A 16,184-nucleotide genomic window follows, 5' to 3' on the forward strand; every position below is an offset into this window, starting at 1 on the left:
GGTAAAGGTTCGGGCGGGGTTTCCCGCCCGATCTTTCACCAAAGACACAAAGAAAAAAGCCCCTGATTTCTCAGGGGCTTCGTTCTTGAATACTGGCGGAGAGGGTGGGATTCGAACCCACGGTACGGGGATACCGTACGCCTGATTTCGAGTCAGGTACATTCGACCACTCTGCCACCTCTCCGTGGCTGGGTTCCAAAACGGTGTTGCCTCTAAGAGGCTTCACGGAAAGATCCCTGGTCGGAAGGATCTTCGTTGTTGGAGCAGCGAAGCCCGCAATTCTACAGGATTTTTTTTGCTTGTGTAAAGAGGGTGCGAAAAAAACTTTACAGGGGCTTATTCCGGGCTTCCGGCGGCGCTGATCTTTGCCCAGAATCGGGTCCATGGATCTAATCCTCATCCTCCTGCTTGCCGCTGTCCTGTGCGTGCCCATCACCCAGCGGCTGGGGCTGGGCGCCATTCCGGGCTACCTGATCGCGGGCGTGTTGATCGGGCCGTCATGCCTGAAGCTCGTGACCAATGTGGACACCATGATCAGCGTGTCCCAATGGGGCGTGGTGATGATGCTGTTCATCATCGGGCTGGAGCTGTCGCCCAAGCGGCTGTGGGCCATGCGCAGCGAGGTCTTCGTGCTGGGGTCGCTGCAGATGCTGGCCTGCGGCCTGCTGCTGGGGCTGGTGTTCGGGGCGGCGCTGCGGCATCTAGCGGGCATGGAGTGGCAAGCGGCGGTGCTGTGCGGACTGTCCCTGGCGTTGTCGTCCACGGCGGTGGCGCTGCGGTTGCTGGACGAGCGCACGCTGACGCGTACGCCGTTGGGCCGGTCGGCGCTGGGCGTCCTGCTGTTCCAGGACATGGCGGCGATTCCGATGCTGGTGGCAGCCGGGCTGCTGGGCTCGGACGGCACGTCGGCGCCGTCCTTCAAGGAAGCGCTGGTGGCGGTGACTGTCGTGGCGGTGGCCTACCGGCTGCGGCTGCTGGGCTGGGCCGCGAAAGCGCAGTTGAACGAACTGTTCACGGCGGCGGCGCTGTTGATGGTGGTGGGCGCGGCGCAGTTGTTCGACTATGCGGGATTGTCGGCAGGCCTGGGCGGCTTCCTCGTCGGGGTGCTGATGGCGGAATCGCGCTACCGCCACGATCTGGAAAAAGCGATCGACCCCTTCAAGGGCCTGCTTTTGGGCCTGTTCTTCCTGGCCATCGGCATGTCCATCAACCTGGGGGTGGTTGAGGTCCACTGGAAACTGATCCTCGCGGGCGTTGCAGCCTTGCTGGCAGTCAAGGCGCTGGTCCTGTATGGCTTTGCGCGCTTTCTGGGGCTGCCGCGCTACCACCGGTTGCTGTTCGCCATGGTGCTGGCGCAGGGCGGGGAATTCAGCTTCGCCATCTTCAACGAAGCCTGGGACAACCATCTGATGAACCTGGAGCAGCGCGACGTGCTGTCGGTGGTGGTGGCGGTGTCGATGGGCGTGGTGCCGGTGCTGATCAAGCTGCTGGAACGCGTGCCGGAGAACCGGGGCGGCATGGCCGATCTGCCGACTGCCGAGCCCGTCGCGGCCAACGCCGACGACGCGTCGCCGCCCACCGAACCCCGGGACAAGCCGCCGACCGCTTGACCCCGCGCACTGTGGGGACATGGCATGATCGCCGTCACGCGGGGCAGCTACACTTGAACCCCGCTTTTGCATCCCGCACACCGCCAGATCACAGGAGAATGCTCATGCTCAAAGGAAAAGTCGCCCTTGTCACCGGTTCCACCAGCGGCATCGGCCTGGGTATCGCTACCGCCTTCGCCCAGCAGGGCGCCGATATCGTCCTGAATGGTTTCGGCGACGCGGCCGAGATCGAAAAGGTGCGCGCCGGCCTGGCCGACAAGCATGGCGTGAAGGTGATCTATGACGGCGCCGACTTGTCCAAGGGCGACGCCGTGCGCGGCCTGGTCGAGAGCACGGTGCGCCAGTTGGGCCGCATCGATATCCTGGTCAATAACGCCGGCATCCAGCACACCGCGCTGATCGAGGACTTCCCGGCTGAAAAGTGGGACGCCATTCTTGCGCTCAACCTGTCGGCCGTGTTCCACGGCACCGCCGCCGCCTTGCCGCACATGAAGAAGCAGGGCTTTGGCCGCATCATCAACATCGCGTCGGCGCATGGCCTGGTGGCCTCGGCCAACAAGTCGGCCTATGTGGCCGCCAAGCACGGCGTGGTGGGCTTCACCAAGGTCACGGCGCTGGAAACCGCCGGCCAGGGCATTACGGCCAACTCCATCTGCCCGGGCTGGGTCCGCACCCCGCTGGTGGAAAAGCAGATCACCGCGCTGGCTGAGAAGAATGGCGTCGACCAGGAAACCGCTGCGCGTGAATTGCTGAGCGAAAAGCAGCCGTCGCTGCAATTCGTGACGCCGGAACAACTGGGCGGCACCGCCGTGTTCCTGGCCTCGGACGCCGCGGCCCAAATCACTGGAACGTCCGTCTCCGTCGATGGCGGCTGGACGGCGCGTTAATCAAGTAAAGGAATCCCCGAATGTTGTTTCTGCTTTCCCCCGCCAAGAAGCTGGACTACGACTCGCCGCTGCACATCGAGACGCATACCCAGCCGCTGTTCGTGGACCAGGCCGCCGGCCTGATCAAGGTCTTGAAGACCAAGTCCGCGGACGATATTTCCGAACTGATGAGCCTGAGCCCGGCGCTGTCCGAGCTGAACGCGCAGCGCTACGCCCACTGGAAGCGCACCTTCACGCAGACCAACTCGCGCCAGGCCGTGCTGGCCTTCAATGGCGACGTGTACGAAGGGCTGGACGCGTCGACCCTGTCGGCCAAGCAGCTGGAATGGGCGCAAGAACACGTGGCCATCCTTAGCGGCCTGTACGGCGTGCTGCGCCCGCTGGACCTGATGCAGCCGTACCGCCTGGAAATGGGCACGCGGTTGGAAACGCCCAAGGGCAAGAACCTGTACGAGTACTGGGGTTCGACCATTGCCGCCTACCTGAACGAGCGCCAGGAAGGCAAGAAGTCGCCGGTGATCGTCAACCTGGCGTCCGAAGAGTATTTCAAGTCGGTCGACCTGAAGACGCTGAAGGCTCGCGTGGTGCAATGCGTGTTTCAGGACTGGAAGAACGGCGCCTGGAAGATCATCAGCTTCCACGCCAAGCGCGCACGCGGCCTGATGGCCCGTTACGCGATCCAGCACAAGGTCACCAAGCCCGAAGGCCTGCAAGGCTTCGACCTGGAAGGGTACGCGTACGACGCGTCGGCATCGTCGGAAGACAAGCTGGTGTTCCGCCGCAAGCTGTAAGGGGCGATTGCCGTATGGGGAGGCCGGACGCGCTTGTGATGGCGCGCGGGGTTTATCGACCGTAGGATGGGTGAAGCGCGAGAGGGCGTAGGCAAGAACTCGATTGTCGATCGCGCGGAACCCATCAAGCGGCGGTGAATCCTTAACGGCTTCAGCCACAACGCAACCGTTGCTTGATGGGTTCCGCGCGTTTGGATATCAGGTTCTTGCGGGCATTCTCCCGCGCTTCACCCATCCTACGACCCTGACGTTAAGCGCCCGTGTTCAGGACGCCGCCGCCGCCACCGGCGGCGCGTGCGTCGGGTCGGCCAAGGCCTGCAGTTCTTGCCGGATCATGTGGGACGCCTTCAGCATCTGCTTGACCGGGTAGGCCAGCGCGGCCTGTTCGCCTTCGGTGTCGAACTGCGTGGGCAGGTTCGCGGCGATCTCAGGGCGGCGTTCATCCAGCAGGTCCACCATGCCGTTCATGGCCAGTTGCACCGCTTCGGGCGTCTTCGGCAAGGCCGCCAGAATGGGGATCGCCGCGGTGATCTGCGAGGCCAGCACGTGGTTCTGGATCAGCAGGTTGTTCAGTTCCGGCACGCTGACCTGGTGCGATTTCGGCTCGCTCATCATGCGATAAAAAGCTTCGGCGAAATTGCTGAACGCGATGTGCACGTTCTTGCGCGCCAGGCGCCAGGCCAGGTCGGCGTCGATCACCGCCGGCTTGTCGGCCGCGGCGTCGCCGACCGGTGCGCCATGCGCCTGCATCGCATCGGCATAGCGCAGGCCGGCGATCAGGTATTCGCGGTTGGCCCGCGTGGCGGCGGCAGCCAGGGGCTTCAGGTAGCGGGCCTCCCACCACGGCAGGATGTAGCTGCACACCAGCGCCAACGCGCAGCCCAGCAGCGTGTCGAGGGCGCGTTCGCCGATCACGGACATGGACACGGTGCCCGGCGACACGAAGTGGAACACCAGCACCACGAAGAGCGTGTTGAAGATGGCGCTGGCCATGTAGTTCAGCTGCACCAGGCTGTTGCCCATGACGCAGGCGCCCAGCAGCACGGCGAAAAGTATCTCTGGCCGGTCGGTGACGTTGAACAGCAGCAGTGCGCAGATGCAGCCGATCAGCGTGCCGCCCAGCCGCCAGCCGTTGCGCTGCCGCGTCAGCGCAAAACCCGGTTTCATGATGATGACGATAGTCAGCATGATCCAGTAGTTGTGCGCCGAAAACGCCGGCGACAGCCAGCGGCTGGCCAGCGTCATGGCGATGGCCGCGGCCGCCGTCACGCGCAGCGCATAGCGGAAATGCGGCGAATCCAGCCGCAGGTTGCTGGTCAAGAGGCCGAAGCGGAATTCCTGGCGCGAGATGAATCGGGTCAGCGACTTGTTGATGCGCAGCACGTCGGTGGGCTTGGCATCCGGCGAAGCCGCGGTGTGGTCCGCCAGCCGGTCGACGATGCGGGCGGAATTGCGCAGCCGGCGCAGCACCTGGATGATCAGCGCCAGCATCTCGGGTTCGCGCTCGCCCAGGCCCTGTTGCTTCAACTGTTCGATCTCGTATTCGATGGCGCGCAATTCGGCGCGGGCGCTGCTGCGGTACTGCACCTGGCGGCCGCGCGACACGTCCAGCGCGATGCGGTTCAGCTCCAGCGACATCTTCACCAGCGCGTCCCGCATGAACATCAGGCAGTCGTTGCCGGCCAGCGTGCGGCGCAGCGCCGCGTAGTCGGTGTGCGTGGCCACCAGCGTGTCCAGCAACTGCAGCATGTCGACGAACATGTTCCAGATCATCACGCGCTGGCGGTCGCCCAGGCCTTTGCCGCGGGGCAGGGCGCGCAAGACCATGTCGCGGGCGGCCTGGTGCTTTTCCGTCATGACGGACTGGCGCTGGATCAGCGTTCGGTAGGCCTCGTCCAGGTCGGCGGTCGCGTCGTAGAAGGCGGCGCGGGCCGCCACGTAGTCGCCGGTGGCGAACAGCGCCACCGACATGGCCTGCTGTTCCTCGCGCAGCCAGAACAGGCGCGAAAAGCCCAGGCTGAACACCACGTAGAACAGGGCGCCGCCCAGGGTGGCGGCGGCATGCGCCAGGACCTCGTGCGGCTCCAGCGGCGAATGCATGGTCAAGGTCATCAGCAGCAGGCCGGCAAAGCCGATCAGCCCGCCGCGCTTGCCGAACACGGTGAACATCGAATAGACGAAGCACTGGGCAATGACGACCAGCCAGATCAGCACCGGGTGCGTGGACGCCAGCCCGGTGATGATGACGGTCAACGTGCCCAGCGCGGCTCCGCCCAGCATCTCGTTGGTGCGATGGCGCTGCGGCCCGCCCGGCTGGTCGATGATGGCCAGGCACTGCGCGCCGAAAGTCGCGACCAGCCCCGTGGTGTAGTTGCCGAAGATGCCGCCCAGCACCAGCACGGGCAACAGCATGCCGACCCCCTGGCGCACCCCTCCGAAGAAGTAGTGGCTATAGAGGAAGCGGCGGATGCTGGCAATGCGCAAATCCATGAGTCAGGGCTTCGTTTCTCGAGATGCGGCAAGTATATAGATGCGCCCCTTCCTTAGGGTCTTTCCCCGCCGGGCCGCCCCAAGGGGAAAGGGCCCCCTCGGGGGGCAGAGAGCACACGCAGTGTGCGAAGCGTGGGGGCATATATTCGGGGTCAGATCGTTACCGGAGTTTCCCTGCATCGCGGACGGCCGGCCGGTGCATCGCCCGTGCAACGGTTGTCAAACCTTGATTTGCTACCTTTGACGCAACGCGGTAAATTCCATCTCTTGCGTCGGTCTGCCTATCCGAAACCGGCGCGTTGAGGCGGATGGTCAGGGTCACCTCCCAGCCATCCTGCCGCAGTGATACTTGCTGTTGGCCGCGCCACAAGCGTGTGTTGCCAAAGCTTCCATTTCGACCTCCAGCGTCCCCAAGGGGCGTTTGCACTGCGTTCTGTCGAGCGTGTGCCGGGTCGGCAGGGTGTCCGGGTGGCGTGGCTCCGTGAGCCGCTAAGCGCCGGATCATGTTGTCGTAGCCGGTATGGGTTCCGTTGCCGCCGTATCCGGGCGAGCAGCAGTCAGGGTTGCAGGGCCGGTACTGAAAGGAAATACAACATGGAAATGAATGGCGCCGATATCGTCGTGCGCTGCCTGGCCGATGAGGGCGTGGAACACGTTTTCGGCTATCCCGGCGGCGCAGTGCTTTACATCTACGACGCGATCTTCAAGCAAGACAAATTTCAGCATATCCTGGTTCGTCACGAGCAAGCTGCCGTGCACGCCGCCGATGCCTATTCGCGCTCGTCGCAAAAGGTTGGCGTCTGCCTCGTGACCAGCGGCCCGGGCGTGACCAATGCCGTCACCGGCATCGCCACCGCCTATATGGATTCCATCCCCATGGTCATCATCAGCGGGCAAGTGCCCACTGCGGCCATCGGCGAGGACGCCTTCCAGGAATGCGACACCGTCGGCATCACGCGTCCCTGCGTCAAGCACAACTTCCTGGTGCGCGACGTCAAGGACCTGGCCGAAACCATGCGCCGCGCGTTCTACATCGCGCGCACGGGCCGTCCCGGCCCGGTGCTGGTGGATATCCCCAAGGACATCACCGTCGCGCAGTGCAAGTACACGCCGCCCAAGGGCGAGATCTCGATGCGTTCCTACGCGCCTGTGAACAAGGGCCACCAGGGGCAGATCAAGAAAGCCGTGCAGATGCTGCTGGCCGCCGAGCGGCCGATGATCTACACGGGCGGCGGGGTCATCCTGTCGAACGCCGCGCCCGAGCTCAACAAGCTCGTGTCGCAGCTGGGCGCGCCCTGCACCAGCACCCTGATGGGTCTGGGCGGCTACCCGGCCAGCAGCGGCCAGTTCGTGGGCATGCCCGGCATGCACGGCACGTACGAAGCCAATATGGCGATGCAGCACTGCGACGTGCTGCTGGCCATTGGCGCCCGTTTCGACGACCGCGTGATCGGCAATCCCAAGCACTTTGCGCAGAACGCCCGCAAGATCATCCATATCGATATCGATCCGTCGTCGATCTCCAAGCGCGTGCGCGTGGACGTCCCGATCGTCGGTAACGTCAAGGACGTGCTGGCCGACCTGAGCGCCCAGTACGAAGTCGCAGCCGCCGAGCACAAGCCCGCCTCCATCACCAAATGGTGGGAGCAGGTCGAGACCTGGCGCGGCAAGGAATGCCTGAAGTTCGCCAACTCGGATGAAGTCATCAAGCCGCAGTACGTGGTGGAAAAGCTCTGGGAAGTGACCGGCGGCGACGCCTTCGTCACGTCCGACGTGGGCCAGCACCAGATGTGGGCGGCCCAGTACTACAAGTTCGACAAGCCGCGCCGCTGGATCAACTCCGGCGGCCTGGGCACCATGGGTGTGGGGCTGCCGTACGCGATGGGCGTGCAGATGGCCAACCCTGGGCACGATGTCGCCGTCATCACCGGCGAAGCGTCGATCCAGATGAACATCCAGGAACTGTCGACCTGCCACCAGTACCGTCTGACGCCGAAGATCGTCTGCCTGAACAACCGTTTCCTGGGCATGGTCCGGCAATGGCAGCAGATCGATTACGGCTCGCGCTATTCCGAGTCCTACATGGATTCGCTGCCTGACTTCGTCAAGGTGGCCGAGGCCTATGGCCACGTGGGTCTGCGCATCGAGCGTCCGGCAGATGTCGAACCGGCGTTGCGCGAAGCGTTCGGCAAGCACAAGGAACGTCTGGTCTTCCTGGATTTCATCACCGACCGCACCGAAAACGTGTGGCCGATGGTCAAGGCAGGCCGCGGGCTGACCGAAATGCTGCTTGGCTCTGAAGACCTGTAAGGAGGCCACTATGAAGCACGTGATTTCCGTCCTCCTCGAGAACGAACCCGGCGCGCTGTCGCGCGTGGTGGGGCTGTTTTCCGCGCGGGGCTACAACATCGAGACCCTGACCGTGGCGCCCACCGAGGATTCCACGCTGTCGCGCATGACCATCGTGACGACCGGTTCCGATGAAGTCATCGAACAGATCACCAAGCACCTGAACCGCCTGGTGGATGTCGTTAAAGTGGTGGACCTGACCGAAGGTGCCCACATCGAGCGCGAGCTGATGCTCGTGAAGGTGCGCGCCGTGGGCAAGGAACGCGAAGAGATGAAGCGCATGGCGGACATCTTCCGCGGCCGCATCATCGACGTCACCGACAAGTCCTACACCATCGAATTGACCGGGGTGCAGGAAAAAGTACAGGCCTTCCTGGAGGCCCTGGACCGCAGTGCCATCCTTGAAACCGTACGCACCGGCGTGTCCGGCATCGGACGCGGTGAACGGATTTTGAAGATTTGACCGGCCTTCCAGGCCAAGCCGCACCCTACATCTGAACCAATCGAATATCCAAATACTGGAATCTGGAGCACAACCATGAAAGTTTTCTACGACAAAGACTGCGATCTGTCCCTCATCAAAGGCAAGACCGTTGCCATCATCGGCTACGGTTCGCAAGGCCACGCGCACGCGCAGAACCTGCATGAGTCGGGCGTGAAGGTCATCGTCGGCCTGCGCAAGGGCGGCGCTTCGTGGAACAAGGCCGCCAACGCCGGCCTGGAAGTCAAGGAAGTGGCTGATGCCGTCAAGTCCGCCGACATCGTCATGATGTTGCTGCCCGACGAGAACATCGCCTCGGTCTACAACAAGGAAGTGCACGCCAACATCAAGGCCGGCGCTGCGCTGGCTTTCGCCCACGGCTTCAACGTCCACTACGGCCAGGTCGTGCCGCGTGAAGACATCGACGTCATCATGATCGCCCCGAAGGCCCCGGGCCACACGGTGCGCAACACGTACAAGCAAGGTGGCGGCGTACCCCACTTGGTGGCCGTGTACCAGGACAAGTCGGGCGCCGCGCGTGACGTGGCCCTGTCGTACGCCAGCGCCAACGGCGGCGGCCGTGCCGGCATCATCGAAACCAACTTCCGCGAAGAAACCGAAACCGACCTGTTCGGCGAACAAGCCGTCCTGTGCGGCGGTACCGTCGAACTGATCAAGGCCGGTTTCGACACGCTGGTGGAAGCCGGTTACGCGCCCGAAATGGCGTACTTCGAATGCCTGCACGAACTGAAGCTGATCGTCGACCTGATCTATGAAGGCGGCATCGCCAACATGAACTACTCGATTTCGAACAACGCCGAGTTCGGCGAGTACGAAACGGGCCCGAAGATCGTCACCGACGAAACCCGCAAGGCCATGCGTCAGTGCCTGACGGACATCCAGACCGGCGAATACGCCAAGAAGTTCATCCTGGAAAACACCGCCGGCGCCCCGACCCTGACCTCGCGCCGCCGCATCAACGCGGAATCGCAGATCGAGCAAGTGGGCGGCAAGCTGCGCGCCATGATGCCCTGGATCGCCGCCAACAAGCTGGTGGACAAGTCCAAGAACTGATCGACGCCCATGCGCGGGGGGTTAACCCTCGCGCAACAGCGATCAAAGCGGCATGCCTGCGAGGGCATGCCGCTTTTTCTTGGCTTATTGCTCAGGCACGAGGCTTGCTCTGTCCCGCAAGCGGGGCCAGATGGGTTAACCTTTCACAGTCCGTTGTAAGTTATTGAGACCATGCCCAATTTTTCCATGCGCGATTCCGAGAACCGCCACCGAAGCATCTACCTGCTGCCCAACGCATTCACCACTGCGGCGTTGTTCGCGGGGTTCTATGCCGTGGTGCAGGCCATGAACGATCGCTTCGAAGTCGCCGCCATCGCCATTTTCGTGGCCATGGTGCTGGACGGCATGGACGGCCGGGTCGCCCGGCTGACCAACACGCAGTCCGCCTTCGGCGAACAATACGACTCGCTGTCGGACATGACGTCCTTCGGCGTGGCGCCCGCGCTGGTCATGTACGAGTGGATCCTGAACGACCTGGGCCGCTGGGGCTGGCTGGCCGCCTTCGTCTACGTGGCCGGTGCCGCCTTGCGCCTGGCACGGTTCAACACCAATATCGCCGTCGTCGACAAACGCTATTTCCAGGGCTTGCCCAGCCCGGCTGCGGCCGCGCTGGTGGCGGGTTTCGTCTGGCTGGCCGTGGACAACAAACTGCCTATCCATGACAGCCTGATGGCCTGGGTGGCGTTCACGCTGACCATGTACGCCGGCATCACCATGGTGTCGAACGCCCCGTTCTTCAGCGGCAAGAGCTTCGCCCTGGGCCGCAGCGTGCCGTTCTGGGGCATCTTGCTGGTGGTGGCGGTGTTCGTCTTCGTGTCCAGCGATCCTCCGGTCGTGCTGTTCGGCCTCTTCGTGCTGTACGGCCTGTCGGGCTGGATCATGTGGGGCTGGCGCTGGAACAAGGCCCGCCGCCTGACGCAAGAGCGCCGCGGCCATTCTTCCTGACCCGCTCGCACCATTCAAAACAAAACCCGCCGATTCGGCGGGTTTTGTTTTTGAGGCGGGGGAAGTCAGCGCCACATGAATTTGTCGTCGTCGTACATGGGGTCGGGACCGGGGTGGAAGTGCGTCAGCTTGCTGCCGTCGCGGCCCATGTAGACGTACATCAGCGAATTCCAGACGCCGTTTTCCTTGTAGCGATACGACCACACGACTTCGCGCTTTTCGCCCAGGCCCGCTTCTTCGATGCGCGCTGGCGGCCCGAATTCGCAACGCACGCGGTCCGGTCCCCATTCGCCCACTTCCAGCACCTTGAAGTGCTGGTCGGTCAGCAGCGGCACCACTTGGCCCACGCGGCCGTCGGTGCCCACATTGGTCCCCCAGGCGAATTGGCCCATGGGCTGTTGCGTCCAGATCACACGTTGGCCGCCGCCGGCTTGCGGGCAAGTAAAGTTGGGCTGCCCGAACTGGGTCAGGACCTCGCCGTAAGGCGTGCCGGGGGGCACCTGGGCCAGGTTGGCACAAGCCGCAAGCCCGGTCAGCGCCAGCGAGGCGAGGGCGGTGCGGGCAGTTTTGTAATATTTAGACATATGTTTGCTCCTCTGGGGCGCCGGTCGGGCACCTGCCGGCCTCTGCCGATCGGCCGAAACCGTCTCTGGGGTAATTCTAGCGAATCAGCTATAATCATCGAGCTTTATCAAGTGTATTGATTTTGCAAGATGCTTTGCGCCGGCAGTCCGGCTGGAGAAGGAACCGCCTTCAGAGGGCCCCTTCACAGCTATTGAAGCAGCAGTGAGAAAGCAAAAACGCTTATCGCCGGAATCGCAAATTTTTTCCAAACCACGTCAGGGCACCTCGGCCCTGTCGCATGTCCGAAGAGGTCATCAATGTCTGTAGCTGACATCAAGAAATCCGATATCGTTGCGCAATTCCAACGCGCTCAAGGCGATACCGGCTCCCCCGAAGTTCAGGTGGCTCTGCTCACCGCCCGTATCAACGAACTGACTGGTCACTTCAAAGAACACATGAAGGACCATCACTCGCGCCGCGGTCTGCTGCGTATGGTCAGCCGTCGCCGCAAGCTGCTCGACTATCTCAAGGGCCGCAATCCCGATTCGTACCGCGCTCTGATCGAAAAACTCGGTCTGCGTAAGTGATCGACGGGGCTGGCTCCCCATGACGCAATAACCGTGGTCGGTGCGACGTATTGTCGCGACGGCCACGGTTTTTCATTTGTAAGGAATAATCGTCATGTTCAACAAAGTGACAAAATCGTTCCAATACGGCCAGCATACGGTCGTTCTGGAAACTGGCGAGATCGCTCGCCAGGCCTCCGGCGCCGTTGTGGTGTCGATCGAGGACACCGTTGTTCTGGCCACCGTTGTGGCTTCCAAGAAGGCCAAGCCGGGTCAAACGTTTTTCCCGCTGACCGTCGACTACATCGAGAAGACCTACGCTGCCGGCCGTATTCCGGGTGGGTTCTTCAAGCGTGAAGGCAAGCCGTCCGAAAAGGAAACGCTGACCTCGCGCCTGATCGACCGTCCGCTGCGTCCGCTGTTCCCCGAAGACTTCTACAACGAAGTCCAAGTGGTCATCCACACGCTGTCGGTCAATCCGGAGATCGATCCCGACATCGCCGCCATGATCGGCGCCTCGGCCGCGCTGGCCATTTCGGGCATCCCGTTCAACGGCCCGATCGGCGCCGCGCGCGTGGGCTACATCGATGGCCAGTACGCCCTGAACCCGACCGCTTCGCAGCTGAAGTCGTCCAAGCTGGACCTGGTTGTCGCCGGTACCGAAAACGCCGTGCTGATGGTGGAATCGGAAGCCCAACAGCTGTCCGAAGAAATCATGCTGGGTGGCGTGGTCTACGGCCACGAGCAAATGCAGGCTGTCATCAACGCCATTCACGAACTGGTGAAGGACGCTGGCAAGCCCGACTGGGACTGGCAAGCTCCGGCCAAGGACGAAGCCCTGATCGCCGCCGTGACCTCGGCTGCCCAGGAAGGCCTGAACGCCGCCTACCAGATCCGCGAAAAGCAAGCCCGTACCGCCAAGCTGCGTGAAGTGTCGGCTGACGTGTCGGCCAAGCTGGCTGCCGCCGCTGCTGAAAAGGGCGAGTCGCTGCCGGACGCCGTGACCGTCGACAACATCATGTTCTCGCTGGAATCGGCCATCGTCCGCGGCCAGATCCTGAACGGCGAGCCGCGTATCGACGGCCGCGACACCCGCACCGTGCGCCCCATCAGCGTGCGTCTGGGCGTGCTGCCCCGCGCACACGGCAGCGCGCTGTTCACCCGTGGTGAAACGCAAGCGCTGGTCGTGGCCACGCTGGGCACCAAGCAAGACGAACAGATCATCGACGCGCTCATGGGCGAGTACCGTGACCGCTTCATGATGCACTACAACATGCCTCCGTTCGCCACCGGCGAAACGGGCCGCATCGGTGTGCCCAAGCGCCGCGAAATCGGCCACGGCCGCCTAGCCAAGCGCTCGCTGATCCCGCTGCTGCCGGCGCCTGAAGACTTCCAGTACACGATTCGCATCGTGTCGGAAATCACCGAGTCCAATGGCTCGTCGTCGATGGCTTCGGTCTGCGGCGGCTCGCTGGCCATGATGGACGCCGGCGTGCCGGTCAAGGATCACGTGGCCGGCGTGGCCATGGGCCTGATCCTGGACGGCGGCAAGTTCGCTGTTCTGACCGACATTCTGGGTGACGAAGATCACCTGGGCGACATGGACTTCAAGGTCGCGGGCACCGAAAACGGCGTCACCGCACTGCAGATGGACATCAAGATCCAGGGCATCACGAAGGAAATCATGCAAGTGGCGCTGGCGCAAGCCCGCGAAGGCCGCCTGCACATTCTGACCAAGATGAAGGAAGCGTTGGACGGTTCGCGTGGCGAGCTCTCGGCTTTCGCCCCGCGCATGCTGACCATCAAGATCAACCCCGAGAAGATCCGCGACGTGATCGGCAAGGGCGGCGCCACCATCCGCGCGCTGACCGAAGAAACCGGCACGCAGATCGACATCTCCGACGACGGCACGATCGTGATCGCCAGCGTCGACGAAGCGCAGGCCAAAGAAGCCCAGCGCCGCATCGTCGAACTGACCGCCGACGTCGAAGTGGGCCAGATCTACGAAGGCTCGGTCCTGCGTCTGCTGGACTTCGGCGCCATCGTGCAAGTGCTGCCGGGCCGTGATGGTCTGCTGCACATCTCGGAAATCGCCAACTACCGCATCGCGAACATCAACGATGTGCTGAAGGTCGGCCAGCAAGTCCGCGTCAAGGTCATCGAGGCCGACGACAAGGGCCGCCTGCGCCTGTCCATCAAGGCGATCGGCGGCATCGAAGCGCAGCAACCCGCTGCCGCTACCGAGGCAGCCCCCCAATCGGAACCGCAAGCTGAATAAGCTGGCAGGCTGATTGAACAAAGAACGGCGCCGCGAGGCGCCGTTTTTTTTGCTGCGCCACAATAAATCGGCCAGCGGCCTGATTCATCTTCTTGCGACTTCACCCCGCTGACGTCTCCCATCTTCGCCGACCTTGCTGTAAAGTCTTGCGGCAGAAAAGGGGGAATCGGATGAGTCAGGTATGACGGGATGGCCAGGTGGCGCCACCGCCGCGGTGCTGCTTGCCGTGCTGCTGACTGGCTGCATGAGCAGCCCCGGTCCGGGCCAGCGCGGACCCAATAGCGAAGACATGTCGGCCGATCAGTTCGGACAGACCGACTTCAACCGCACCGTCACGCTGGAAGTCCGCGACAACCTGGCGAGCCTGTATTCCCTGCTGGACAAGCTCTACCGCCGAAACCCCCGAGAATGGCGCAAGACCGGCGTGGCCGACCAGAAGACGGCCGTGAATCGCGTCAAGCACGCCATCGAGGTCCGCATCCCGCCCAGCGACCTGGCCGGCCTGCGCGACATCCAGATCCTGGCTGTGTCGCTGGACCCCAACTACTCGGGCGACCGCGTCGGCGCCTTCATCTACGGCCTGGCCGACACCATCATCGCGGCCCACAACGGCAAGACCCGGCTGTATGCCACCGACGCGCTGGACGGCCAGCGGGTCTACAATGCCGCACGGAATGTCGAGGCCGCCGCTTGGTTGCTGGCGTCGCGCCGCAACAATCAAGGCGAGCCGCTGTTGCTGGCCAACGAAATGTCCCCCAACGCCACGAACCTCAGCTTCGAGCGGGAGTTCGGCGCCATCATCGGCCGGCTGGACCTGATCGCCAACCTGCTGGGTGAAAACTCGCGGCGCATCGGGATCAACTATGCGCAGGGCCTGCTGCTGTTCAATTTTCTGCCTGTCCGCTAACCGGATCTACCCATCGTGATCGATATCGCCTCTATCCAGACCGCCCGCGAAAACCTGCGCGGCCAGGTGCTGAAGACCCCCTTTACCCTGTCGCGCACGCTGTCCGACATTTTCGGCGCCGAGATCTGGCTGAAGTTCGAGAACCTGCAGTTCACGGCTTCGTTCAAGGAACGCGGCGCGTTGAACCGCATGCTGACCCTATCCGACGAAGAGCGCGCCAAGGGCGTGATCGCGGTATCGGCCGGCAACCATGCCCAGGGCGTGGCTTACCATGCGCAGCGCATGGGCGTGCCCGCCGTGATCGTGATGCCGCGCTTCACGCCGACGGTCAAGGTGGCCAACACGCGCCGCTTCGGCGCCGAAGTGGTGTTGGCGGGTGACACCTTTGACGACGCCAAGGCCCATGGCTATGAGCTGGCGCAAGCGCGCGGGCTGATCATGATCCACCCCTATGACGACGAAGCCGTCATTTCGGGGCAGGGCACCGTGGCGCTGGAGATGCTGGAAGACCAGCCCCAGCTGGACACGCTGGTCATCGCCATCGGCGGTGGCGGCCTGATCTCGGGGATCGCCACGGCAGCCAAGGCCTTGAAGCCGGGCATCGAAATCGTTGGCGTGCAGACCGAGCGCTTCCCGTCGATGTACGCCGCCGTCAAGGGCGTGTCCATGCCGCAGGGCCAGTACACCATTGCCGAAGGCATCGCCGTGAAGTCGCCGGGCGCGTTGACCCAGCCCATCGTCAGCCAGCTAGTCGACCAGATTGAACTGGTCAGCGAAAGCGATATCGAGCACGCCATCGTCGTGCTGCTGGAAATCGAGAAGACCGTGGTGGAAGGCGCCGGCGCCGCGGGTTTGGCGGCACTGCTGCGCGCGCAGGAAGCGGGCAGCGACCGCTTCAAGGGCAAGCGCATCGGGCTGGTGCTGACGGGCGGCAACATCGATCCGTTGATGCTGGGCGAATTGATCGAACGCGGCATGGTGCGCGCCGGGCGTCTGGCCCGCATCCGCGTGGACTTGCGCGACTTGCCGGGTGCTTTGGCGCACGCCACCAAGCTGATCGCCGACGCCCAGGCAAACATCACCGAAGTGCATCACCAGCGCGCGTTCACCTCATTGCCGGTGCGTAACGTCGAGGTGGACTTCGTGTTGCAGACGCGCGGTCCTGACCACATCCTTGAAGTGATCGACATTCTGAATGCTGCCGGGTTTGCGGCCAGCAATCACGATCACTAGAAACGACGG

13 protein-coding genes and 1 tRNA gene are annotated in these 16,184 nt (G+C 63.2%); 11 read left to right on the top strand and 3 right to left on the bottom strand.

Annotated elements, in window-relative coordinates; genetic code table 11:
• Positions 1-93: 93 nt before the first annotated feature.
• Positions 94-184: transfer RNA gene (locus CEY09_RS05170), tRNA-Ser, on the bottom strand.
• 199 nt (positions 185-383) lie between these two features.
• On the opposite strand from CEY09_RS05170, the gene CEY09_RS05175 reads away from it, so the two are divergent.
• From CEY09_RS05175 to yaaA, 3 genes are all read left to right on the top strand, one after another.
• Positions 384-1,610, top strand: a complete 1,227-nt coding sequence (locus tag CEY09_RS05175) for a cation:proton antiporter domain-containing protein (RefSeq protein ID WP_088587807.1) — start codon at positions 384-386, stop codon at positions 1,608-1,610.
• A 104-nt stretch (positions 1,611-1,714) separates the two neighbouring features.
• Complete coding sequence (locus CEY09_RS05180; protein ID WP_088587808.1) at positions 1,715-2,497, top strand: 3-hydroxybutyrate dehydrogenase; 783 nt, start codon at positions 1,715-1,717, stop codon at positions 2,495-2,497.
• Between the two features lie 20 nt (positions 2,498-2,517).
• The gene (gene yaaA / locus CEY09_RS05185) at positions 2,518-3,288 is read left to right on the top strand and encodes a peroxide stress protein YaaA (protein ID WP_088587809.1); all 771 of its coding nucleotides are present in this window, start codon (positions 2,518-2,520) and stop codon (positions 3,286-3,288) included.
• Positions 3,289-3,552: 264 nt separating this feature from the next.
• Here yaaA and CEY09_RS05190 read toward each other — a convergent pair whose 3' ends face one another.
• Complete coding sequence (locus tag CEY09_RS05190; RefSeq protein WP_006223607.1) at positions 3,553-5,778, bottom strand: FUSC family protein; 2,226 nt, start codon at positions 5,776-5,778, stop codon at positions 3,553-3,555.
• 540 nt (positions 5,779-6,318) lie between these two features.
• Here CEY09_RS05190 and CEY09_RS05195 point away from each other — a divergent pair.
• From CEY09_RS05195 to pssA, 4 genes are all read left to right on the top strand, one after another.
• On the top strand, positions 6,319-8,088 hold the full coding sequence (locus CEY09_RS05195; RefSeq protein WP_255221298.1) for an acetolactate synthase 3 catalytic subunit: 1,770 nt from the start codon (positions 6,319-6,321) through the stop codon (positions 8,086-8,088).
• A gap of 10 nt (positions 8,089-8,098) precedes the next feature.
• Positions 8,099-8,590, top strand: coding sequence for an acetolactate synthase small subunit (gene ilvN, locus CEY09_RS05200; protein ID WP_006223608.1), 492 nt, complete (start codon positions 8,099-8,101; stop codon positions 8,588-8,590).
• A gap of 75 nt (positions 8,591-8,665) precedes the next feature.
• Positions 8,666-9,682 carry a ketol-acid reductoisomerase gene (gene ilvC / locus CEY09_RS05205; protein ID WP_006223609.1) on the top strand — a complete coding sequence of 339 codons (1,017 nt, stop codon included), beginning with the start codon at positions 8,666-8,668 and terminating at the stop codon, positions 9,680-9,682.
• Between the two features lie 171 nt (positions 9,683-9,853).
• On the top strand, positions 9,854-10,627 hold the full coding sequence (gene pssA, locus CEY09_RS05210; RefSeq protein WP_006223610.1) for a CDP-diacylglycerol--serine O-phosphatidyltransferase: 774 nt from the start codon (positions 9,854-9,856) through the stop codon (positions 10,625-10,627).
• Positions 10,628-10,692: 65 nt separating this feature from the next.
• Here the strand turns inward: pssA and CEY09_RS05215 are convergent, their stop codons facing one another.
• A complete protein-coding gene (locus CEY09_RS05215) occupies positions 10,693-11,211 on the bottom strand; it encodes a hypothetical protein (protein WP_088587810.1) in 519 nt (172 codons plus the stop codon).
• 297 nt (positions 11,212-11,508) lie between these two features.
• On the opposite strand from CEY09_RS05215, the gene rpsO reads away from it, so the two are divergent.
• The 4 genes from rpsO to CEY09_RS05235 all read left to right on the top strand — a co-directional run bounded on the left by rpsO (position 11,509) and on the right by CEY09_RS05235 (position 16,175).
• Complete coding sequence (gene rpsO, locus CEY09_RS05220) at positions 11,509-11,778, top strand: 30S ribosomal protein S15 (protein ID WP_006223612.1); 270 nt, start codon at positions 11,509-11,511, stop codon at positions 11,776-11,778.
• A gap of 94 nt (positions 11,779-11,872) precedes the next feature.
• Positions 11,873-14,035 carry a polyribonucleotide nucleotidyltransferase gene (gene pnp, locus CEY09_RS05225; protein WP_006223613.1) on the top strand — a complete coding sequence of 721 codons (2,163 nt, stop codon included), beginning with the start codon at positions 11,873-11,875 and terminating at the stop codon, positions 14,033-14,035.
• A gap of 181 nt (positions 14,036-14,216) precedes the next feature.
• On the top strand, positions 14,217-14,942 hold the full coding sequence (locus CEY09_RS05230) for a hypothetical protein (protein WP_088587811.1): 726 nt from the start codon (positions 14,217-14,219) through the stop codon (positions 14,940-14,942).
• Between the two features lie 15 nt (positions 14,943-14,957).
• Positions 14,958-16,175 carry a threonine ammonia-lyase gene (locus CEY09_RS05235; protein ID WP_006223618.1) on the top strand — a complete coding sequence of 406 codons (1,218 nt, stop codon included), beginning with the start codon at positions 14,958-14,960 and terminating at the stop codon, positions 16,173-16,175.
• The last annotated feature ends 9 nt before the right edge of the window (positions 16,176-16,184 follow it).

Origin of the sequence: Achromobacter marplatensis (genome assembly GCF_002209535.1) — a bacterium.
Lineage (GTDB): Bacteria > Pseudomonadota > Gammaproteobacteria > Burkholderiales > Burkholderiaceae_B > Achromobacter > Achromobacter marplatensis.